A 17,217-nucleotide genomic window follows, 5' to 3' on the forward strand; every position below is an offset into this window, starting at 1 on the left:
CTTCGGTCGCTTGTTTGCCATTCTCAGTCCTCCGTTTCCTAAACATAACGGTGGACCCGTTCAGTTGGGGAGGCTCACTCAAATTCTCAAAGAACCCAATCGCCATTGCTATTGTTTTCAGATCACTCATTGAACTTTCTACAGATTGGGCAATTTCAAAAACAACAGTGAATGCCAATAACAAACTTGCGGCGAGAGTACGAGGTATTGGCAAGCATCTTGCCGACATTGGTATGATCGATGACAAGGCTTTTCGCGATCTCGAGAGACACCTCGGTGACACAAGGTCTCCGAGAGAACTCGAAGCGCTAAACCGCGCCATTCACAGCAAAACATTCATGCCCTCAGACGAAGATTTGATGGCGTTGTGGGCCTCGTTTGAAGACTACATCGTAAAATCACTTAATCTTTAGCAAGCGTAGGATGGGGTTTCACCCCATCACTCACTCAACGATCATACCCGAAAACTCGCACGATCTGTTCCCGCGCACCAAATCACTTCCAAACTCCAACCTCTCAAATGATGGGGTGAAACCCCATCCTACGGCTCTCCGAACGCCCCTTCGGTGACCACATCACTCCACTCCGGATCAACCCGGCCTGCGCGAATATCGCGATAGATTGACGATTACGGTCACTCGGTAGTGTGCTTCCCCAGCCCGCTCATGAATGCGACCGCCAAGCAGCAGCGGCTCAACATAAAATACATCGGACTGATTGCCGGGGCAGCACTTTGCCAGATCGGTTTCCGCGAAACCTTCCGACCCGACACCTATAAGCCCGGTCTCCGAACCTTCCGATCGGAGTGCACTGCACCAAAGTTCAAAGGAAACGATTTCAACCTTTTCTGTCAGGTCCTGTTCACGCTCTGTGAGTTTCAGCAACAATTCGTGCATTTCTGGGTTTAGCATCCCGGCCGCAAACCACGACGCGTTTGGCCAGGGTGCGGTTTTCACGGCCACAGAAGAAGTTTGACACTCTCTCTTGTCACCCGGTCCCAACACTGCTAAATGCACCCAATCTTGCGGCCTCGGATTCGTTCCGGGGCCTTAGATATTTTGAACCGGGGACCTTCGGGGCCCTATACCCTTGGCACCTACGGGGGCCTCTCACATAGCGGGGAACCCCCTCGCACTTGCTAAACGGAAGACAGAAAGCATGGCACTCAAGTCGTACAAGCCGACGACGCCGGGCCAGCGCGGGCTGGTGCTGATCGACCGTTCGGAGCTTTGGAAAGGACGTCCGGTCAAGTCTCTCACTGAGGGTTTGACCAAATCGGGCGGCCGGAACAACACCGGACGGATCACTTCACGCCGCCGCGGCGGTGGCGCAAAGCGTCTCTACCGGATCGTTGACTTCAAACGGAACAAATTTGATGTCGCGGCAACCGTCGAGCGGATCGAATACGACCCGAACCGGACCGCATTCATCGCACTGGTAAAATACGAAGACGGCGAGCAGGCCTATATCCTGGCTCCGCAGCGTCTGGCTGTTGGTGACAAGGTCATCGCGTCGGCAAAAGCTGACATCAAGCCGGGCAACGCAATGCCGTTCTCGGGCATGCCCATCGGTACCATCGTCCACAACATCGAGATGAAGCCTGGTAAAGGCGGTCAGATCGCACGTGCGGCCGGTACTTACGCTCAGTTCGTTGGTCGCGATGGCGGCTACGCTCAGATCCGTCTGAGCTCGGGCGAACTGCGCATGGTCCGTCAGGAATGCATGGCCACCGTCGGTGCCGTGTCCAACCCCGACAACAGCAACCAGAACCTCGGCAAAGCCGGTCGTATGCGCCACAAAGGCGTTCGTCCGTCGGTTCGTGGTGTTGCAATGAACCCGATCGATCACCCGCACGGTGGTGGTGAAGGTCGTACCTCGGGTGGCCGTACACCGGTTACACCGTGGGGTAAGGACACCAAGGGTAAGCGTACCCGCAACAAGAACAAAGCGTCCCAGAAGCTGATCATCCGCTCGCGGCACGCCAAGAAGAAGGGACGTTAATCTATGTCTCGCTCTGTTTGGAAGGGTCCTTTCGTCGATGCTTATGTGCTGAAAAAAGCCGAAGCAGCGCGCGAGTCGGGCCGCAACGAAGTCATCAAGATCTGGTCGCGTCGTTCCACCATTCTGCCCCAATTCGTGGGTCTGACCTTTGGTGTGTACAATGGCCAGAAGCATATCCCGGTAAACGTCACGGAAGACATGATTGGTCAGAAGTTCGGTGAATACTCGCCAACTCGTACCTACTATGGTCACGCCGCAGACAAAAAAGCGAAGCGGAAGTAAGTCATGGGCAAGGAAAAGAACCCCCGCCGCGTGGCTGAAAACGAAGCAATGGCGAAAACTCGCATGCTTCGCACCAGCCCGCAGAAACTGAACCTAGTTGCGCAAATGATCCGCGGCAAGAAAGTCGAGAAGGCTCTGACCGACCTGACTTTCTCGAACAAGCGTGTCGCGCAGGACGTCAAGAAGTGCCTGCAGTCCGCAATCGCGAATGCCGAAAACAACCACAACCTGGACGTTGACGAACTGATCGTCGCCGAAGCTTGGGTTGGCAAGAACCTGGTCATGAAGCGCGGTCGCCCGCGTGCCCGTGGCCGTTTCGGCAAGATCATGAAGCCGTTCTCGGAGATCACCATCAAGGTGCGTCAAGTTGAGGAGCAAGCCTAATGGGACATAAAGTCAATCCGATCGGCATGCGCCTTCAGGTCAACCGCACCTGGGACAGCCGCTGGTACGCTGACACCAAGGATTACGGTGATCTTCTGCTGGAAGACATCAAGATCCGTGAGTTCATTCAGAAAGAGTGCAAGCAGGCCGGTGTTGCACGTGTGATCATCGAACGTCCGCACAAGAAGTGCCGCGTAACGATCCACACCGCACGTCCGGGTGTCATCATCGGCAAGAAAGGTGCAGACATCGAAGTTCTGCGCAAAAAGCTTGCTGGTATGACCGACAGCGAACTGCACCTGAACATCGTCGAAGTGCGCAAGCCCGAGCTTGACGCGCAGCTGGTTGCCGAGTCGATCGCTCAGCAGCTGGAACGTCGTGTTTCGTTCCGTCGCGCAATGAAGCGCTCGGTTCAGAACGCCATGCGCATGGGCGCCCTGGGTATCCGGGTGAACGTCGCTGGCCGTCTGGGCGGCGCCGAAATCGCACGGACCGAATGGTATCGCGAAGGCCGCGTGCCTCTGCATACCCTGCGTGCCGACATCGATTACGCACATGCCGAAGCGATGACTCCTTACGGGATCATCGGGATCAAGGTCTGGATCTTCAAAGGTGAGATCATGGAGCACGATCCGCAGGCACGTGACCGTAAAGCACAGGAACTCCAGGACGGCCCTGCACCTCGTGGTGCTGGTGGCGGTCGTCGCTAAGGAGGGAAAGATATGCTTCAACCAAAGCGTACTAAATTCCGCAAGATGCACAAAGGCCGGATCAAGGGCGAAGCCAAGGGCGGCTCTGATCTGAACTTTGGCACCTACGGTCTGAAAGCCCTGCAACCCGAGCGCGTCACCGCACGTCAGATCGAAGCTGCACGTCGTGCCATGACCCGTCACATGAAACGTCAGGGTCGTGTCTGGATCCGTATCTTCCCCGACACTCCGGTCACTGCAAAGCCGATCGAAGTTCGTATGGGTAAAGGTAAGGGTTCGGTGGACCGCTGGGTTTGCAAGGTCAAGCCCGGCCGCGTGATGTTCGAGATCGACGGCGTCAATGACGACATCGCCCGCGAGGCCCTGCGCCTTGCCGCGATGAAGCTGCCGATCAAGACCCGCGTCGTGGTTCGCGAAGACTGGTAAGCGATCCGGGGGTTTCCCCGCTCGTAACAAAATTGACCCCCGTCGGGAAACCGGCGGGGGTTATCATTTGGGGGCGCTGCCCCCGCCGCGGCAAGCCGCGACTCCCCCGGGATATTTAGCGCCAGATGAAGCAGGGGATCCGGATTTCATCTGGCAAAAAATATCCTGGAGCGCGAGGCAGAGCCTCGCAAATGAGCCATCGCAATCGCGATGAAGCTGGGTTAAGAGGGCGCTATGGCACATATTGAATCACTCTTCGTAACCCGTCTTTATCGCGCAGTCCTGTCCGAGTTCGGTCACGCGATCGATGCGGAAGAGTTGGAAAACTCCTGCCTTGTCATCGCCGAGGATGACGAGGCCGGGCAGGAGTGGTGTGAGGAAAACGGCTATCCCGGCTACACCAGCTATGCCTCGCTGACCGATCTGCCCTGGCGTTTCCCGATCTTCGCCGATCTGGTCACTGCACTGGACCAGCATGTCGCAGCCTTTGCCAAGGATCTGGAGTTTGATCTGGGAGAGGGCGAGCTGAAGCTGGAAGACCTGTGGATCAACATTCTGCCCGAGGGTGGCATGCACTCCAGCCACCTGCACCCGCACAGCGTGATCTCGGGCACGACGTATGTAGCGATGCCCGAAGGGGCGAGCGCGCTGAAACTGGAGGACCCCCGTTCAGGCCGCATGATGGCCGCGCCGACGCGCCTGAAAGGCGGGCGGCGGGATTTGCAGCCATTCATCTACATGAAACCGCAGGTGGGGGATGTCCTGCTTTGGGAAAGCTGGCTTCGCCACGAGGTCCCGATGAACATGGCCGAGGAAGAGCGGATATCTGTCAGTTTTAACTATCGGTGGGACTGAACGCTCCCACCGAATAACGGCATCTTGAATGCAGGCGAACACCGTTAGCACTCCGCCCAGAATGAACGAAAGCCCTGTCAGGCGGCAGGTGAAGGCCAAGAAAATTCTGGACGGAACGCTTCATATACCGGTCGTCCGTCATCAGGCTTGGGGTACCCTTTGCTGTCATCGTAAAACGCGTGGTAAGTCGCTGCAGGAAACTTGCTGTCATCATACCCCATCACGTTGGGTACAGCCACGCGTATGCGTTTTTGCTTATCATCCAGCATCAGCGCGGCCCCGCACTCAGAACAGGTGCAAAGCTCTAAAGGGCCATCGGGATTGTTGGCGTTGAATGGTTGACGGTTCATCTTATCTTCGGGGTCTGCTGACAGGTCTCTGTAGTTAAAGAACGCAACATGGGTTGTGTGCTGTCCGGTCACGGACTTACAGACATCACAGTGGCATTCATGGTTGTCTATCGGTTCTGCCGTCGCGACTATCTTGACGTGTTCACATCCTCCTGAATAAGGGCTGGTCATTTTCTTACCTCCTCTGTGAACTTCAAACCTTTGTGGGCCTGTTCTATTGGGCGCCGAACGCGGCCCGTTGGCAATACAGACCTTGGCCTGAGTTTGGATGAGGAATACTTCGCGGAAGTTTCGTGATTGGTAACCCGTTCGGCGACCGAGAGCATCCAATTCCCTCGCCTTAAAGAAGACGTCAAACTTTCCCTTGCCCCCCACTCCCTAAACCCTTATACGGCGTCATCCTGCGTGTCCCCCGGCTGAGTCGGGGGATTCGCATGTCTATCATTCATCCACCAGGTCCAAGGTGACCCGTGTACGGGGCCTTCTGGTGTTTTGAGCAAAGGAAAAAGGCGATGAACGCCCAAGAACTGCGTGAAAAGACCCCGGACCAGCTCCGCGAGGAACTGGCCAACCTGAAGAAAGAAAGCTTTAACCTGCGCTTTCAACAGGCAACCGGTCAGCTGGAAAACACAGCCGGCATCAAAGCGGCCCGCCGCAATGCTGCCCGCGTCAAAACCATTCTGAACGAAAAGGCCGCTGCTGCGGCATCGGAGGAGTAATCCCATGCCCAAGCGTATCCTGTCCGGAGTAGTAACCAGCGACGCCAACGAGCAGACCGTGACTGTTTCGGTTGAACGCCGTTTCAAGCACCCGCTGCTGCACAAGACCGTTCGTAAGTCCAAGAAATACCGGGCTCATGACGAAAAGAACGCCTTCAAGGTCGGCGACACTGTACGCATCATCGAATGCGCGCCGAAATCGAAGACGAAACGTTGGGAGGTTCTGGAGGCGTAAGCCCCCAGAATTTTCCATTTGTCGAAACCCTGGGGGAATTAACAAGACCAGCCCCCACAGGTCGGGAGAAACCACATGATCCAGATGCAGACCAATCTGGATGTCGCTGACAACTCCGGCGCTCGCCGAGTTCAGTGCATCAAGGTCCTGGGTGGTTCCAAGCGTAAATACGCCTCCGTCGGCGACATCATTGTCGTCTCGGTGAAGGAAGCCATCCCGCGCGGTCGCGTGAAGAAAGGTGACGTCCGCAAGGCCGTCGTCGTACGCACCGCCAAGGAAGTCCGTCGCGAAGACGGCACCGCGATCCGTTTCGATCGCAACGCCGCCGTCATCCTGAACAACAACAACGAGCCGATCGGTACCCGTATCTTTGGCCCCGTTGTTCGTGAACTGCGCGGCAAGAACTTCATGAAAATCATCTCGCTGGCTCCGGAGGTGCTGTAATCATGGCTGCTAAACTCCGCAAAGGCGACAAGGTCGTCGTGCTGGCCGGCAAGGACAAGGGCAAAGAGGGCACCATTTCCTCGGTTGACCCCAAAGCCGGAAAAGCTGTTGTTGATGGCATCAACATCGCCATCCGTCACACCCGCCAGTCGCAGAACTCGCAAGGTGGTCGTCTGCCTCAGGCAAACCCGATCGACCTGTCGAACCTGGCACTGCTGGACAAGAACGGCAAAGCGACCCGCGTTGGCTTCCGCATGGAAGGTGAAAAGAAGGTCCGCTTCGCCAAGACCACAGGGGACGTAATCGATGCTTGATAACGCAACCTACACCCCGCGTCTGAAAACTCAGTACGTTGAAACCATCCGTGCCGCTCTGAAAGAAGAGTTCGGTTACAAGAACGACATGCAGCTGCCCAAGCTGGAGAAGATCGTTCTGAACATCGGCTGTGGTGCCGAGGCCGTCAAAGACTCGAAGAAAGCGAAAGCTGCGGTAGAGGATCTGACTGCGATTGCCGGTCAAAAGGCCGTTGCAACCAAGGCGAAGAAGTCGATCGCGGGCTTCCGCGTCCGTGAGGACATGCCGCTGGGCGCAAAAGTGACCCTGCGTGGTGACCGGATGTACGAATTCCTGGATCGTCTGATCACCATCGCGCTGCCGCGCGTTCGTGACTTCCGCGGTGTAAAGCCTTCTTTCGATGGTCAGGGCAACTTTGCCATGGGCATGAAAGAGCACATCGTTTTCCCGGAAATCGATTTCGACAAGGTCGACGAGGTCTGGGGCATGGATATCGTAATTGCCACCACAGCGAAAACCGACGCTGAAGCAAAGGCACTGTTGAAAGCGTTCAACATGCCGTTCAACGCATAAGCGCCGGGAGGATTGAGACATGGCTAAAAAAGCAATGATCGAACGCGAAAAGAAGCGCGAACGCCTGGTGGCCAAATATGCCGCAAAGCGTGCCGAGCTGAAAGAAATCGCGAATGACGAGAGCAAGCCGATGGAAGAGCGCTTCAAGGCGCGTCTGAAACTGGCGAAGCTGCCGCGCAACAGCTCGGCCACTCGTCTGCACAACCGCTGTCAGCTGACAGGTCGTCCCCACGCTTACTACCGTAAGCTGAAGGTCAGCCGTATCGCGCTGCGCGAGCTGGGTTCTGCTGGTCAGATCCCCGGCATGGTGAAATCGAGCTGGTAAGGGAGACATAGATATGAATGATCCTATCGGCGATATGCTCACCCGTATCCGCAACGCGCAAATGCGCGGCAAGTCCACCGTTTCCACCCCGGCTTCCAAGCTGCGCGGTTGGGTTCTGGACGTGCTGGCGGACGAAGGCTACATCCGTGGCTATGAAAAGACGACCGGTGAAAACGGTCATCCGGCCATCGAAATCAGCCTGAAATACTACGAAGGCACCCCTGTCATTCGCGAACTGAAGCGGGTCTCGAAGCCCGGCCGTCGCGTATACATGGGCGTCAATGACATCCCGCAGGTCCGTCAGGGTCTGGGTGTGTCGATTGTCAGCACTCCGAAAGGTGTGATGTCGGACGCAAACGCTCGCTCCAACAATGTTGGCGGCGAAGTGCTCTGCACCGTCTTCTAAGGAGGTCTGCAATGTCTCGTATTGGTAAAAAACCGGTCGAGCTGCCCAGCGGCGTTACCGCCACTGTGTCGGGTCAGACCATCGAAGTGAAAGGTCCGAAAGGCACCCGCAGCTTTACCGCCACCGACGACGTAACGCTGTCGGTTGAAGACAACGTGGTCAAGATCGACCCCCGCGGCATGTCCAAACGTGCTCGTCAGCAATGGGGCATGAGCCGCACCATGGTTGCCAACCTGGTAACCGGTGTGACAACCGGCTTCAAAAAAGAGCTGGAGATCCAGGGTGTTGGTTACCGGGCTCAGATGCAGGGCAACACCCTGAAGCTGAACCTGGGCTACAGCCACGATGTTGATTTCACTGCTCCGGAAGGTGTCACCATCACCGCCCCGAAGCAGACCGAGATCGTTGTGGAAGGTATCGACCAGCAGCTGGTGGGCGAAACCGCGGCGAAAATCCGCGAGTGGCGCCGCCCCGAGCCTTACAAAGGCAAAGGCATCCGCTACAAGGGCGAGTTCATCTTCCGCAAGGAAGGCAAGAAGAAGTAAGGACGAACACAATGGCAAACAGCAAAAGAACCCTGTTTCTGAAGCGCCGCCTGCGCGTTCGGAACAAACTTCGCAAGGTCAACGCGGGTCGTCCGCGTCTGTCCGTACACCGTTCGAACAAGAACATCTCTGTTCAGTTGATCGACGACGTACGTGGCGTGACCCTGGCCTCGGCCTCGACCCTGGAAAAGGATCTAGGCGTTGTTGGCAAAAACAACATCGATGCGGCGACCAAAGTCGGCGCGGCCATTGCAGAGCGTGCCAAGAAGGCAGGCGTCGAAGAGGCCTATTTCGATCGTGGTGGCTTCCTGTTCCACGGCAAGGTGAAGGCTCTGGCCGACGCTGCGCGTGAAGGTGGTCTGAAGATCTAAGACCTGCGGGCGGGTTTCGATCCGCCCCGATGATCCGGGGGCCTCGGCAACAGTCGGGGCTCACTTGGATTGAAGAAACGGCGCCGTATGCGCCACATGAGAAAAGGGATGCCAAATGGCAGAACGTGAAAACCGTCGGGGCCGTGGCCGCGACCGTGAGGAAGCACCGGAATTTGCAGATCGTCTGGTTGCGATCAACCGCGTGTCGAAAACCGTAAAAGGTGGTAAGCGCTTTGGCTTCGCCGCTCTGGTGGTTGTCGGCGATCAGAAAGGCCGCGTGGGCTTTGGCAAGGGTAAAGCGAAAGAAGTACCCGAGGCCATCCGCAAGGCGACCGAACAAGCCAAGCGTCAGATGATCCGCGTGCAACTGCGCGAAGGTCGGACCCTGCACCACGACATCGAGGGCCGTCACGGCGCCGGTAAAGTGGTTATGCGCACCGCACCTGAAGGTACCGGTATCATCGCCGGTGGTCCGATGCGTGCCGTGTTCGAAATGCTGGGCGTAAAGGACGTTGTGTCCAAGTCGCTGGGCTCGCAGAACCCGTACAACATGATCCGTGCCACCATCAACGGCCTGCAGAAAGAGCAAAGCCCGCGTTCGGTTGCACAGCGTCGTGGCAAAAAGGTTGCCGACATCCTGCCCAAGCGGGAAGAAGCACCAGCTGCTGCTGAAGCAGAAGCATAAGGAGAGCGACCCATGGCAAAAACCATCGTCGTCAAGCAAATCGGTTCCCCGATCCGTCGCCCCGCTGAACAGCGCGCTACCTTGATCGGTCTGGGCCTGAACAAGATGCACAAAACCCGTGAACTGGAAGACACTCCTTCGGTCCGCGGCATGGTCAACAAGATCCCGCATCTGGTTGAGATCATCGAAGAACGCGGCTAATCGCTAAATCTTCGCAGAGTTCGAAACGCCCCTGATATTTTTCAGGGGCGTTTTTTCTTGCGTTTAACTGCGTCTGACGTTTCGTTTTGATCCATTTTGATTAAAGAGTGAGAAAAGATGAAACTGTTCCTATCCGCGCTTTGCGCGACGGCCATTGGTGTCTCAGCGCACGCAGCCTGCCCTAACAAGGCTCCAAAACTTTCGAAAAGCTATTTCTCAGACGGCGACCAGAAAGTGAATGCAGCCTGGCTCCAAAACAACCTTGCGGGACGCAAAGTCGTTTACACTGGCAAAGACACAGAAACATATTTTTCCGACGGAACCTATTCCTACAAAAGGGATGGCCAAACATGGAAAGCAAACTCATACAAATTCTATGACAACGGGATGCGTTGCATTGGATACCAAAACCCCCGGTTTGATCTTTACGTCGTGAACAACGGCAAACTGATTCTGGTTAATGAACAAAAAGAGCGATACGAGGGGAAGATTAGGAAATAGTCGGTTTTTAGGGCATTTCGTACAGGTTTATCGCAAGGTGTTAGCACTGCCACACGGCCTGCGTTCAAGAGGAGAAGCGCCCTTACTGCAGTTTCTGAGTGCTTCTAACGCAAGTACATAATATTCCGAATGTCTTGCGCGATCCGTATTGCGTTGGGATCAACCTTTGTCATACCGAAAACGCATAGCGGCTAGACCGAAACCTGTATTGTTAGCGATAACTATTAGCCCTATCTCAGCCTTGTCCAAACAAGGAACACAAAAGGTAACGTCAGGGAATTCGCCCTGATTTGAGAAAGGACCACAGAAATGACAACCGCAACACTGACAAATACCGGCTTCAACTTCGGCACCCGGATCATGGACATGATCGAACGGATCAAAACCGCACGCAAACGGGCCGCTGAATATCAGCGCACATACCGCGAACTGCAAAGCCTGACCAACCGCGAACTGGATGACATCGGCATCCGCCGCTGCGACATCGCAGATATTGCGCACAAACATGTTTACTGCTCTTAATCGCGGATAATCCGCAGCAAGACACAAAGGCGCCGAATGGCGCCTTTTTTTGTATCACGCGTTGGCTCACAGCACGACCAGTAGACGCGTAACAGCAGGATAGGCCCACTGAAGATCACAATGCCGCTGTACGGAGCTAAAATCCGGCTCTACGGCGCTTTCCAACCGTGGGCTCCCGCAACATACGTTTCCCTGACCCCTGGCCTTCTGACGCCCTACCCCAAAGACCGCCTGCGGCAGAGTGGTTCAGACTCCACTGCAATCCGCTGTTTGAGCTTGATATGGCCGAGAACTTCTCGAAACGCACGGTGCTTGGGTTTGCCTTCCAGATAATCCGCCAGCTTTAGCAGATTGATTGGGTGCTTTTTAACAAGCGCTTCGATCCGCTGCACGGCGTCGTCCAGCACATAGTGATCGATGAACTGGCAAGCCACCTGCGTCGGGGTCAGCAGGCAATAATCCTGAGCGCGCTTGTCTGTGTAGCGCGTAATGTCAAAGGGCGACGCGCCGAGGGCGTGGAACTTTGGAATATGTACACGCATGTCGGCTTTCACGTGCTCCAGTACCGTGCCGGAAATCTGTCGAAACCCCAGCGGACCAAGCTTGGTGACAACATGCTTACGCATCGCCGGAGAGATCATGTCCACATCCGCCCGATCGTATTTCAGATCATCGAATACCGACAAGAGCCCCAGCTTTTCATCGGCTATCTGGAAATACGGCTCACCGTTAAACGCGCGCATCTTCGCCAGCACCTGCTCACGTTCAGCCGTTGGATCAGAGACGAAAGCGACCTCGTCGGTTTGAACTGCCGAGGTCGCGAAACCACCTAGCAAGCGTCGTAGCAATGTGTGCTGCTTATTTCCATGCTGCGGTGTGTTCTTTGAGTCAGCCATAGCATTCAATGTAGCGCCAGCGGGCTGACTTACCATTCTTACCCGTCAGCCTTCATCTCGGTGTCGATGAGGATGGTGATCGGCCCGGTTGAGAATGGTCCGACGCCAAACTCCGTGTGGTCAATCTCAGCTTCGGCCGAGAACGCCACCTAGTCGCCTTGATAGTATTCAATGGCACCGCCCAGCGGATGCGGGCCTTGGTGAGTCAGCGTGGCGTTCAGGGTCACGGGTTTGGTTACTCCATGAATGGTCAGGTCGCCGGTCACATCCGCCGTGGTGTCGCCCGTCCGTTCAATTCCCGTACTGGCGAAAGTGATTTCCGGATAGGTTTCGACCTCGAGAAAATCCGCCGACTTAAGGTGATCGTCCAAAGGCCCAAACCCCGAGGACAGGCTGTTTGTGTCGATCGTCACGTTCAGTGTCGATGCCTCGACATCATCCGCGTTCAGATCCAGCACACCTTCGACTTTGGTGAATTCGCCATGCTGGGTGGACACCCCTGCATGGCTCCAGCTGAACCGGACTTCTGTATGCCCCTGGTCAGTCTTGTAGGTCTGCGCAAAGGCAGGTGCCACTGCAACGGTCAGGGCGACGGCAGCGATCATAGAGTTAAAGCTCATGGCTGAGTTCCTTTCATCCGGTAGGGGCTGGATATTAGTTGAATTTTCATCTAATTGAACGCGCAAGAAACCGCAATCGGAATCAAGGAGAGCACGAAGTTGTGAAGAGTGATCTGCCAACAGCACTGGAAACCGACATCTGGGTTGCAATGAACCGGACGACACGGCTCATCCAATTTGAAATCAGTGCCGCCCTGAAAGACGCTGGCCTACCGCCTTTGAAATGGTACGACATCCTTTGGTCCCTCGAGCGGCACGGTGGTCAACTGCGCCCCTACGAGCTGGCGCAGGACACCATATTCGAGCAATCAAACCTGTCCCATTTGAGCAGGCGCCTGGTTGCAGAAGGACTGATCACATTTGTGTCCTTTGACGGTGACCGGCGGGGTAAAGTCCTGAAGATCACCGACAAGGGGAAAGAGCTGCGAAAACGTATGTGGGAAATCTACGGCCCCTTGCTGCACGAAAAGATGCGCGCCTTTGGCAAGTCGGATGGCTGGCAGGCCTTCATCGAAACCGCGCGCAAGCAAGCTGAATAGGAAGCCGCTAAGGGCGCAGAGTACACAGTCTGTGCCAAACAAAAAAACCCCCGCTCGCGCGGGGGTTCTGATTTTCTAAACGACGGGTCCGATCAGAGACCGGTGGTCACGTCGATGGTGTTACCCTCTTCCAGGGTCACATAGGCCTTCTTGACGTCTTTCCGCTTGCCCAACTGGCCGCGGAACCGCTTGACCTTGCCTTTGGTCACGGTGGTGTTCACCGCTTTGACCTTCACACCAAACAGTGCCTCAACGGCCTCTTTGATCTGCGGCTTGTTGCTGTCGATCGCCACTTCAAAGACAACCGCGCCGTTTTCGGACGCCATGGTCGACTTTTCAGTGATGATCGGCTTGCGGATCACGTCGTAGTGTTCTGCCTTCGCGCTCATTTCAGACGAGCCTCCAGTGCTTCGACAGCCGCTTTGGTGAGCACCAGGGTGTCACGCTTGAGGATGTCATAAACGTTTGCACCCATCGACGGCAGGATATCCAGACCTTCGATGTTGCGCGACGCCTTCAGGAAACCTTCGTTCACGGTCGAACCGTCGATGACCAGAGCGCGTTTCCAGCCCAGGTTTGCAACCTGTTTGGCCAGAGCGGCGGTCTTGCCTTCGGCTTCGGCGTTCTCGATCACAACCAGTTCACCTGCTTTGGCTTTTGCCGACAGAGCGTGGCGCAGGCCAAGCTTGCGGAACTTCTTCGGCAGGTCGTGGCCGTGCGAACGAGGGGTCGGGCCCTTGTAGATGCCACCCTTGCGGAAGATCGGCGCGTTGCGGTCACCATGGCGTGCGCCACCGGTGCCCTTCTGGCGATAGATCTTCTTGGTCGAGTAGCTGGTTTCCGAGCGGGTCTTGACCTTGTGGGTGCCGGCCTGCGCGTTGTTGCGCTGCCAACGGACCACACGGTGCAGGATGTCCGCACGCGGCTCGAGACCGAACAGATCGGCGTTCAGCTCGATGTCGCCGGCTTTGCCGCCGTCCAGTTTGATTACATCAAGTTTCATGCTTCACCACCTTCCGCGGGAGCTTCTTCCGCAGGTGCTTCGGTTGCAGCCGATTTCACAGCAGCCGGGAAAGGCAGGCCTTCCGGTGCTTTCTTCTTCACGGCGTCCTTGACGGTGACCCAGCCCGATTTCGGTCCGGGAACGGCACCTTTGATGAAGACCAGACCACGGTCGGCGTCGGTTTTGACGACTTCCAGGTTCTGGGTGGTAACACGGGCAGCACCCATGTGACCGGCCATCTTCTTGCCTTTGAACACCTTGCCCGGGTCCTGACACTGACCGGTCGAACCGTGCGAACGGTGGCTGATCGAAACACCGTGCGAGGCGCGCAGACCACCGAAGTTGTGACGCTTCATCGCACCGGCAAAGCCTTTACCGATCGAGGTACCCGAAACGTCAACTTTCTGACCTTCCAGGAAATGTTCTGCCGAAATCTCGGCACCCACTTCGATCAGGCCATCTTCGGAGACGCGGAACTCGGCCAGCTTACGCTTGGGCTCGACCTTGGCAGCGGCATAGTGACCGCGCATGGCTTTCGAGGTGCGTTTTGCCTTGGCAGCACCGGCGCCCAGCTGAACGGCGGTGTAGCCGTCTTTTTCAGCGGTCCGCTGTGCAACGACCTGCAGGTTGTCCAGGTGAAGAACGGTCACAGGGATCTGCTTGCCGTCTTCCATGAACAGGCGGGTCATGCCAACTTTTTTTGCGATAATACCAGAGCGCATTCTCATACCCTCCGATTACGACTGCAACTTGATCTCGACGTCCACACCAGCAGCGAGGTCGAGCTTCATCAGCGCGTCAACGGTCTGGGGGGTCGGATCAACGATGTCGAGAAGGCGCTTGTGCGTGCGGATCTCGAACTGGTCGCGGGATTTCTTGTCAACGTGAGGGCCACGGAGAACCGTGAACTTCTCGATCTTGTTCGGCAGCGGGATGGGGCCGCGCACGTTCGCGCCGGTCCGCTTGGCAGTGTTGACGATCTCTTGCGTGCTGGCATCCAGGACGCGATAGTCAAATGCCTTCAGCCGAATACGGATGTTTTGGCTTTGCATATTAACAGCCTTTTATTCAGGCGTTGGGGTTGAGAGGAGGACAGACGCGCATCGCCAACCCTCATCGAACCCAAATGGCGGGAATCACCCCGCCTTGATGTTCTTATTGAGAACCCGCGCGTACTATAGCGACCTGAGCGTTTTTGCAAGAGGCAAATGCCAGAATGAAAACCTTCTATTCACCTCCAGAAACGCCATTGGTTAACCATGGACTTTCGACCTTCATTCCTTGGTAAACCGCGTGCAGAAAAAGATGCGCAATAACTGGATCACTGGAAAACGGAGAAAAACGCATCTTTCCCTCTCTGACACCTTCTTCAGCTTTGTAAACAACCTCATCACCTTTGACGGTTACAAGCACTTTGAGCTCGGCTAGGGTCTCTGGATCGACCGTCGTGGGATCGTCAGACAAGATCACAAAGTCTGCAACTTTTCCAACTTCAATCGACCCCTTCTCGTTTTCCTCAAAATGCTGCCACGCAGGCCAAATTGTCATGGCCTTAAGTGCAGTCATGACGTCCACCCTTTGATGCGGCCCCAGTATGTCGCCCGAACGAGTGCGGCGAGTGACCGTCGCGGCAAGAACCCGCATACTGTCGGGAAACGCGACCGGAGCATCGTGATGTGTGCCGAACATCATGTCCCTTTCTCGCAGCCATCCCGTGGGTGAGATGTTGTCGGCATTGACCGGTCCCACAGTATGATCCCGGTGCCAATCGCCCCAATAGAACGTGTGCATCGGGAAAAGCGACGGGAACACGCCAAGCCGTTTGAAACTGGCAACCTGATCCTCCCTCAGAAACTGGCCGTGTATCAGAACGGGGCGGTTGCCCGGGTCGCCATACTTGATCTGCGCTTCTTCAAGGGCCGCAATCAGCATATCGGATGCTCCTTCGCCGTTGGAATGCACAAGGATCTGGAAGCCGTTCTCATAACACCAGTTCACCGCGTCCTGAAGCTGCTCCATCGTTATGGCGGCATATCCGGCATACCCGGCGGCATAATTTCCAACCGGATTGTAATAGGGTCGATCCCGCAAGGCTGTGAAACCCTGCGGTGAACCGTCGATTGTCAGCTTGCAACCCCCAACCCGGACCCGGTTCTCATAGTCTGCGGATGTGTTTTCTCTGATGAACTCCCGAGCTTCCAAAACGTCTGGAAACGCGACCACGTCGATGGGCAGCCCTTCTTCGGCTGCAACTTTCCTGAGAACCTCGACAATCTCACCGGACGATCGGCCTTCTTGTCCGGTTGTATATCCAAACTTAGCCCAAAGCTCTGTTCCGGCCTTCGCGAATGCCGCCAAGCCTTTCTCACCCAGATTTCCAAGCATGGGAACAAGAACCGAAAAGAACGCGTATTCTTCCAGAACGCCGTTGGGCTCACCAGCTTCATCGCGCTGAATCACACCGCCCGGAGGTGCTTCTGAGGTGGCGGTGATACCTGCCAACTCCAGAGCTTTTGAATTTGCGACCCCCAAATGCCCGGATTGATGAATGATGATGGCCGGCAAGTCTTGGGACACCATATCCAGTTCTTGCCGTGTCGGGTGACGCAGCTCTTTCAGCTGCGCGTTGTCGTAACCAAAGCCAACGATCATTTTCACCTGCTCAACGGCTTCCGCATTCTCAGCGACCCAGGTGGACAGCGTTGATTGCAGGCTTGCGATATCAACGACATCTCCATCCGGCGGCGCGAGGAGGTTGGCTGACAGTGCCTGCAAACCTCCCATGACAACATGCCCGTGGCTGTCCACAAAGCCCGGCAGCATCGCGCGTCCGTTCAGATCGAAGGTTTCCGTTCCATCACCTTGATACGCAGATAGATCAGACAGCGATCCGACGGCCAGAATACGCCCGTCTTTGACTGCAACCGCTTCGGCAGAGGGGCCTTCGTCATTCATTGTGACGATTGGACCGCCAAGATAAATGCGATCCGCGATTTGTTGGGACGATGCCGAGGTTGATGAAAACGCGATTGCTGCGACAAGACAGAGTAAACGTGCCGATACGTGCATCTTATGACCTCTTTCGAATTGCAATGCTTCAATACGGAAAAGGCTAGCATCTCGGTGTGCGTTTACGAAAATGAAAAAGGGCGCCCCGCGGGGCGCCCTTTCCGTCTGATCATTCGCTTGCGCGAATTATTCAATGATTTTCGACACAACGCCGGCGCCGACGGTGCGGCCGCCTTCGCGGATGGCGAAACGCAGGCCGTTTTCCATCGCGATCGGCGCGATCAGCTCAACGCCGAACGACACGTTGTCGCCGGGCATGAC

General features: G+C 56.0%; 29 protein-coding genes and 1 pseudogene. 21 read left to right on the forward strand and 9 right to left on the reverse strand.

Annotated features, from left to right (window positions below):
* The 7 genes from GOW56_RS21205 to GOW56_RS21235 form a co-directional block, all read left to right on the forward strand.
* Positions 1 to 413, forward strand: a 413-nt coding sequence (locus tag GOW56_RS21205) for a hypothetical protein (protein ID WP_217358850.1), incomplete at its 5' end; no start/stop codon positions are given.
* A gap of 745 nt (positions 414 to 1,158) precedes the next feature.
* Positions 1,159 to 2,001: a 50S ribosomal protein L2 gene (gene rplB, locus GOW56_RS21210; RefSeq protein WP_170356688.1), complete on the forward strand. Its 843-nt coding sequence runs from the start codon at positions 1,159 to 1,161 to the stop codon at positions 1,999 to 2,001.
* A gap of 3 nt (positions 2,002 to 2,004) precedes the next feature.
* Complete coding sequence (gene rpsS, locus GOW56_RS21215; RefSeq protein WP_068348022.1) at positions 2,005 to 2,283, forward strand: 30S ribosomal protein S19; 279 nt, start codon at positions 2,005 to 2,007, stop codon at positions 2,281 to 2,283.
* A gap of 3 nt (positions 2,284 to 2,286) precedes the next feature.
* A complete protein-coding gene (gene rplV, locus GOW56_RS21220; protein ID WP_039538267.1) occupies positions 2,287 to 2,667 on the forward strand; it encodes a 50S ribosomal protein L22 in 381 nt (126 codons plus the stop codon).
* On the forward strand, positions 2,667 to 3,377 hold the full coding sequence (gene rpsC / locus GOW56_RS21225) for a 30S ribosomal protein S3 (RefSeq protein WP_117872244.1): 711 nt from the start codon (positions 2,667 to 2,669) through the stop codon (positions 3,375 to 3,377). The genes rplV and rpsC overlap by 1 nt, the downstream gene beginning before the upstream one ends.
* A 12-nt stretch (positions 3,378 to 3,389) precedes the next feature.
* The gene (gene rplP / locus GOW56_RS21230; protein ID WP_117872242.1) at positions 3,390 to 3,803 is read left to right on the forward strand and encodes a 50S ribosomal protein L16; all 414 of its coding nucleotides are present in this window, start codon (positions 3,390 to 3,392) and stop codon (positions 3,801 to 3,803) included.
* A gap of 234 nt (positions 3,804 to 4,037) precedes the next feature.
* Positions 4,038 to 4,658 (forward strand): 2OG-Fe(II) oxygenase family protein, encoded by a 621-nt coding sequence (locus GOW56_RS21235; protein WP_171207122.1) that lies wholly within the window; start codon positions 4,038 to 4,040, stop codon positions 4,656 to 4,658.
* A gap of 77 nt (positions 4,659 to 4,735) precedes the next feature.
* Here the strand turns inward: GOW56_RS21235 and GOW56_RS21240 are convergent, their stop codons facing one another.
* A complete protein-coding gene (locus GOW56_RS21240; protein WP_171207123.1) occupies positions 4,736 to 5,179 on the reverse strand; it encodes a GFA family protein in 444 nt (147 codons plus the stop codon).
* 341 nt (positions 5,180 to 5,520) lie between these two features.
* Between GOW56_RS21240 and rpmC the strand changes: the two genes are divergently transcribed.
* The 13 genes from rpmC to GOW56_RS21305 all read left to right on the forward strand — a co-directional run bounded on the left by rpmC (position 5,521) and on the right by GOW56_RS21305 (position 10,829).
* A complete protein-coding gene (gene rpmC, locus GOW56_RS21245; protein WP_093965352.1) occupies positions 5,521 to 5,727 on the forward strand; it encodes a 50S ribosomal protein L29 in 207 nt (68 codons plus the stop codon).
* Positions 5,728 to 5,731: 4 nt separating this feature from the next.
* Positions 5,732 to 5,962 carry a 30S ribosomal protein S17 gene (gene rpsQ / locus GOW56_RS21250; RefSeq protein WP_152459158.1) on the forward strand — a complete coding sequence of 77 codons (231 nt, stop codon included), beginning with the start codon at positions 5,732 to 5,734 and terminating at the stop codon, positions 5,960 to 5,962.
* Between the two features lie 75 nt (positions 5,963 to 6,037).
* Positions 6,038 to 6,406 (forward strand): 50S ribosomal protein L14, encoded by a 369-nt coding sequence (gene rplN, locus GOW56_RS21255; protein WP_039523372.1) that lies wholly within the window; start codon positions 6,038 to 6,040, stop codon positions 6,404 to 6,406.
* 2 nt (positions 6,407 to 6,408) lie between these two features.
* Positions 6,409 to 6,720, forward strand: coding sequence for a 50S ribosomal protein L24 (gene rplX, locus GOW56_RS21260; protein WP_171121045.1), 312 nt, complete (start codon positions 6,409 to 6,411; stop codon positions 6,718 to 6,720).
* Positions 6,713 to 7,273, forward strand: coding sequence for a 50S ribosomal protein L5 (gene rplE, locus GOW56_RS21265; RefSeq protein WP_152459160.1), 561 nt, complete (start codon positions 6,713 to 6,715; stop codon positions 7,271 to 7,273). The genes rplX and rplE overlap by 8 nt, the downstream gene beginning before the upstream one ends.
* A 19-nt stretch (positions 7,274 to 7,292) precedes the next feature.
* Positions 7,293 to 7,598 (forward strand): 30S ribosomal protein S14, encoded by a 306-nt coding sequence (gene rpsN, locus GOW56_RS21270; protein WP_010437098.1) that lies wholly within the window; start codon positions 7,293 to 7,295, stop codon positions 7,596 to 7,598.
* Positions 7,599 to 7,611: 13 nt separating this feature from the next.
* Positions 7,612 to 8,004, forward strand: coding sequence for a 30S ribosomal protein S8 (gene rpsH / locus GOW56_RS21275; RefSeq protein ID WP_068340741.1), 393 nt, complete (start codon positions 7,612 to 7,614; stop codon positions 8,002 to 8,004).
* 11 nt (positions 8,005 to 8,015) lie between these two features.
* Positions 8,016 to 8,549 carry a 50S ribosomal protein L6 gene (gene rplF, locus GOW56_RS21280; RefSeq protein ID WP_152459161.1) on the forward strand — a complete coding sequence of 178 codons (534 nt, stop codon included), beginning with the start codon at positions 8,016 to 8,018 and terminating at the stop codon, positions 8,547 to 8,549.
* A gap of 11 nt (positions 8,550 to 8,560) precedes the next feature.
* Complete coding sequence (rplR, locus tag GOW56_RS21285; protein WP_152459162.1) at positions 8,561 to 8,920, forward strand: 50S ribosomal protein L18; 360 nt, start codon at positions 8,561 to 8,563, stop codon at positions 8,918 to 8,920.
* Positions 8,921 to 9,035: 115 nt separating this feature from the next.
* Positions 9,036 to 9,605, forward strand: coding sequence for a 30S ribosomal protein S5 (rpsE, locus tag GOW56_RS21290; protein WP_171121043.1), 570 nt, complete (start codon positions 9,036 to 9,038; stop codon positions 9,603 to 9,605).
* Between the two features lie 12 nt (positions 9,606 to 9,617).
* Entirely contained in the window at positions 9,618 to 9,806 is a 189-nt protein-coding gene (rpmD, locus tag GOW56_RS21295) for a 50S ribosomal protein L30 (RefSeq protein ID WP_008757946.1), read from the forward strand.
* Positions 9,807 to 9,923: 117 nt separating this feature from the next.
* Positions 9,924 to 10,307, forward strand: coding sequence for a hypothetical protein (locus tag GOW56_RS21300; RefSeq protein ID WP_152459163.1), 384 nt, complete (start codon positions 9,924 to 9,926; stop codon positions 10,305 to 10,307).
* Positions 10,308 to 10,667: 360 nt separating this feature from the next.
* Entirely contained in the window at positions 10,668 to 10,829 is a 162-nt protein-coding gene (locus GOW56_RS21305; RefSeq protein ID WP_224859333.1) for a DUF1127 domain-containing protein, read from the forward strand.
* Positions 10,830 to 11,044: 215 nt separating this feature from the next.
* Here the strand turns inward: GOW56_RS21305 and GOW56_RS21310 are convergent, their stop codons facing one another.
* The gene (locus GOW56_RS21310) at positions 11,045 to 11,725 is read right to left on the reverse strand and encodes a hypothetical protein (RefSeq protein WP_171169125.1); all 681 of its coding nucleotides are present in this window, start codon (positions 11,723 to 11,725) and stop codon (positions 11,045 to 11,047) included.
* 149 nt (positions 11,726 to 11,874) lie between these two features.
* On the reverse strand, positions 11,875 to 12,345 hold the full coding sequence (locus GOW56_RS21315; RefSeq protein WP_254447278.1) for a YceI family protein: 471 nt from the start codon (positions 12,343 to 12,345) through the stop codon (positions 11,875 to 11,877).
* Between the two features lie 101 nt (positions 12,346 to 12,446).
* Here GOW56_RS21315 and GOW56_RS21320 point away from each other — a divergent pair, with 101 nt between their 5' ends.
* Positions 12,447 to 12,884, forward strand: a complete 438-nt coding sequence (locus GOW56_RS21320; RefSeq protein WP_371807935.1) for a MarR family winged helix-turn-helix transcriptional regulator — start codon at positions 12,447 to 12,449, stop codon at positions 12,882 to 12,884.
* A 92-nt stretch (positions 12,885 to 12,976) separates the two neighbouring features.
* On the opposite strand, the gene GOW56_RS21325 is transcribed toward GOW56_RS21320, so the two are convergent.
* The 6 genes and pseudogenes from GOW56_RS21325 to tuf form a co-directional block, all read right to left on the reverse strand.
* Entirely contained in the window at positions 12,977 to 13,273 is a 297-nt protein-coding gene (locus tag GOW56_RS21325; protein ID WP_068348029.1) for a 50S ribosomal protein L23, read from the reverse strand.
* The gene (rplD, locus tag GOW56_RS21330) at positions 13,270 to 13,887 is read right to left on the reverse strand and encodes a 50S ribosomal protein L4 (RefSeq protein WP_171207125.1); all 618 of its coding nucleotides are present in this window, start codon (positions 13,885 to 13,887) and stop codon (positions 13,270 to 13,272) included. The genes GOW56_RS21325 and rplD overlap by 4 nt, the downstream gene beginning before the upstream one ends.
* Positions 13,884 to 14,609, reverse strand: coding sequence for a 50S ribosomal protein L3 (gene rplC, locus GOW56_RS21335; RefSeq protein WP_171207126.1), 726 nt, complete (start codon positions 14,607 to 14,609; stop codon positions 13,884 to 13,886). Before rplC ends, rplD begins: the two co-directional genes overlap by 4 nt.
* Positions 14,610 to 14,624: 15 nt before the next feature.
* Entirely contained in the window at positions 14,625 to 14,939 is a 315-nt protein-coding gene (gene rpsJ, locus GOW56_RS21340; RefSeq protein ID WP_008756422.1) for a 30S ribosomal protein S10, read from the reverse strand.
* Positions 14,940 to 15,114: 175 nt separating this feature from the next.
* Positions 15,115 to 16,956, reverse strand: coding sequence for an amidohydrolase (locus GOW56_RS21345; RefSeq protein WP_171121051.1), 1,842 nt, complete (start codon positions 16,954 to 16,956; stop codon positions 15,115 to 15,117).
* A gap of 126 nt (positions 16,957 to 17,082) precedes the next feature.
* Positions 17,083 to 17,217, reverse strand: a pseudogene (gene tuf / locus GOW56_RS21350) (elongation factor Tu); the annotation flags it as partial.

The organism is Ruegeria sp. HKCCA0235A, assembly GCF_013033235.1.
Lineage (GTDB): Bacteria > Pseudomonadota > Alphaproteobacteria > Rhodobacterales > Rhodobacteraceae > Ruegeria.

What these genes read in the sequence shown, in the direction of transcription:
- rplB (WP_170356688.1), top strand. Translation starts at nt 1,159, where the DNA reads ATGGCACTCAAGTCGTACAAGCCGACGACGCCGGGCCAGCGCGGGCTG.
- rpsS (WP_068348022.1), top strand. Translation starts at nt 2,005, where the DNA reads ATGTCTCGCTCTGTTTGGAAGGGTCCTTTCGTCGATGCTTATGTGCTG.
- rplV (WP_039538267.1), top strand. Translation starts at nt 2,287, where the DNA reads ATGGGCAAGGAAAAGAACCCCCGCCGCGTGGCTGAAAACGAAGCAATG.
- rpsC (WP_117872244.1), top strand. Translation starts at nt 2,667, where the DNA reads ATGGGACATAAAGTCAATCCGATCGGCATGCGCCTTCAGGTCAACCGC.
- rplP (WP_117872242.1), top strand. Translation starts at nt 3,390, where the DNA reads ATGCTTCAACCAAAGCGTACTAAATTCCGCAAGATGCACAAAGGCCGG.
- GOW56_RS21235 (WP_171207122.1), top strand. Translation starts at nt 4,038, where the DNA reads ATGGCACATATTGAATCACTCTTCGTAACCCGTCTTTATCGCGCAGTC.
- GOW56_RS21240 (WP_171207123.1), bottom strand. Translation starts at nt 5,179, where the DNA reads ATGACCAGCCCTTATTCAGGAGGATGTGAACACGTCAAGATAGTCGCG.
- rpmC (WP_093965352.1), top strand. Translation starts at nt 5,521, where the DNA reads ATGAACGCCCAAGAACTGCGTGAAAAGACCCCGGACCAGCTCCGCGAG.
- rpsQ (WP_152459158.1), top strand. Translation starts at nt 5,732, where the DNA reads ATGCCCAAGCGTATCCTGTCCGGAGTAGTAACCAGCGACGCCAACGAG.
- rplN (WP_039523372.1), top strand. Translation starts at nt 6,038, where the DNA reads ATGATCCAGATGCAGACCAATCTGGATGTCGCTGACAACTCCGGCGCT.
- rplX (WP_171121045.1), top strand. Translation starts at nt 6,409, where the DNA reads ATGGCTGCTAAACTCCGCAAAGGCGACAAGGTCGTCGTGCTGGCCGGC.
- rplE (WP_152459160.1), top strand. Translation starts at nt 6,713, where the DNA reads ATGCTTGATAACGCAACCTACACCCCGCGTCTGAAAACTCAGTACGTT.
- rpsN (WP_010437098.1), top strand. Translation starts at nt 7,293, where the DNA reads ATGGCTAAAAAAGCAATGATCGAACGCGAAAAGAAGCGCGAACGCCTG.
- rpsH (WP_068340741.1), top strand. Translation starts at nt 7,612, where the DNA reads ATGAATGATCCTATCGGCGATATGCTCACCCGTATCCGCAACGCGCAA.
- rplF (WP_152459161.1), top strand. Translation starts at nt 8,016, where the DNA reads ATGTCTCGTATTGGTAAAAAACCGGTCGAGCTGCCCAGCGGCGTTACC.
- rplR (WP_152459162.1), top strand. Translation starts at nt 8,561, where the DNA reads ATGGCAAACAGCAAAAGAACCCTGTTTCTGAAGCGCCGCCTGCGCGTT.
- rpsE (WP_171121043.1), top strand. Translation starts at nt 9,036, where the DNA reads ATGGCAGAACGTGAAAACCGTCGGGGCCGTGGCCGCGACCGTGAGGAA.
- rpmD (WP_008757946.1), top strand. Translation starts at nt 9,618, where the DNA reads ATGGCAAAAACCATCGTCGTCAAGCAAATCGGTTCCCCGATCCGTCGC.
- GOW56_RS21300 (WP_152459163.1), top strand. Translation starts at nt 9,924, where the DNA reads ATGAAACTGTTCCTATCCGCGCTTTGCGCGACGGCCATTGGTGTCTCA.
- GOW56_RS21305 (WP_224859333.1), top strand. Translation starts at nt 10,668, where the DNA reads ATGGACATGATCGAACGGATCAAAACCGCACGCAAACGGGCCGCTGAA.
- GOW56_RS21310 (WP_171169125.1), bottom strand. Translation starts at nt 11,725, where the DNA reads ATGGCTGACTCAAAGAACACACCGCAGCATGGAAATAAGCAGCACACA.
- GOW56_RS21315 (WP_254447278.1), bottom strand. Translation starts at nt 12,345, where the DNA reads ATGAGCTTTAACTCTATGATCGCTGCCGTCGCCCTGACCGTTGCAGTG.
- GOW56_RS21325 (WP_068348029.1), bottom strand. Translation starts at nt 13,273, where the DNA reads ATGAGCGCGAAGGCAGAACACTACGACGTGATCCGCAAGCCGATCATC.
- rplD (WP_171207125.1), bottom strand. Translation starts at nt 13,887, where the DNA reads ATGAAACTTGATGTAATCAAACTGGACGGCGGCAAAGCCGGCGACATC.
- rplC (WP_171207126.1), bottom strand. Translation starts at nt 14,609, where the DNA reads ATGCGCTCTGGTATTATCGCAAAAAAAGTTGGCATGACCCGCCTGTTC.
- rpsJ (WP_008756422.1), bottom strand. Translation starts at nt 14,939, where the DNA reads ATGCAAAGCCAAAACATCCGTATTCGGCTGAAGGCATTTGACTATCGC.
- GOW56_RS21345 (WP_171121051.1), bottom strand. Translation starts at nt 16,956, where the DNA reads ATGCACGTATCGGCACGTTTACTCTGTCTTGTCGCAGCAATCGCGTTT.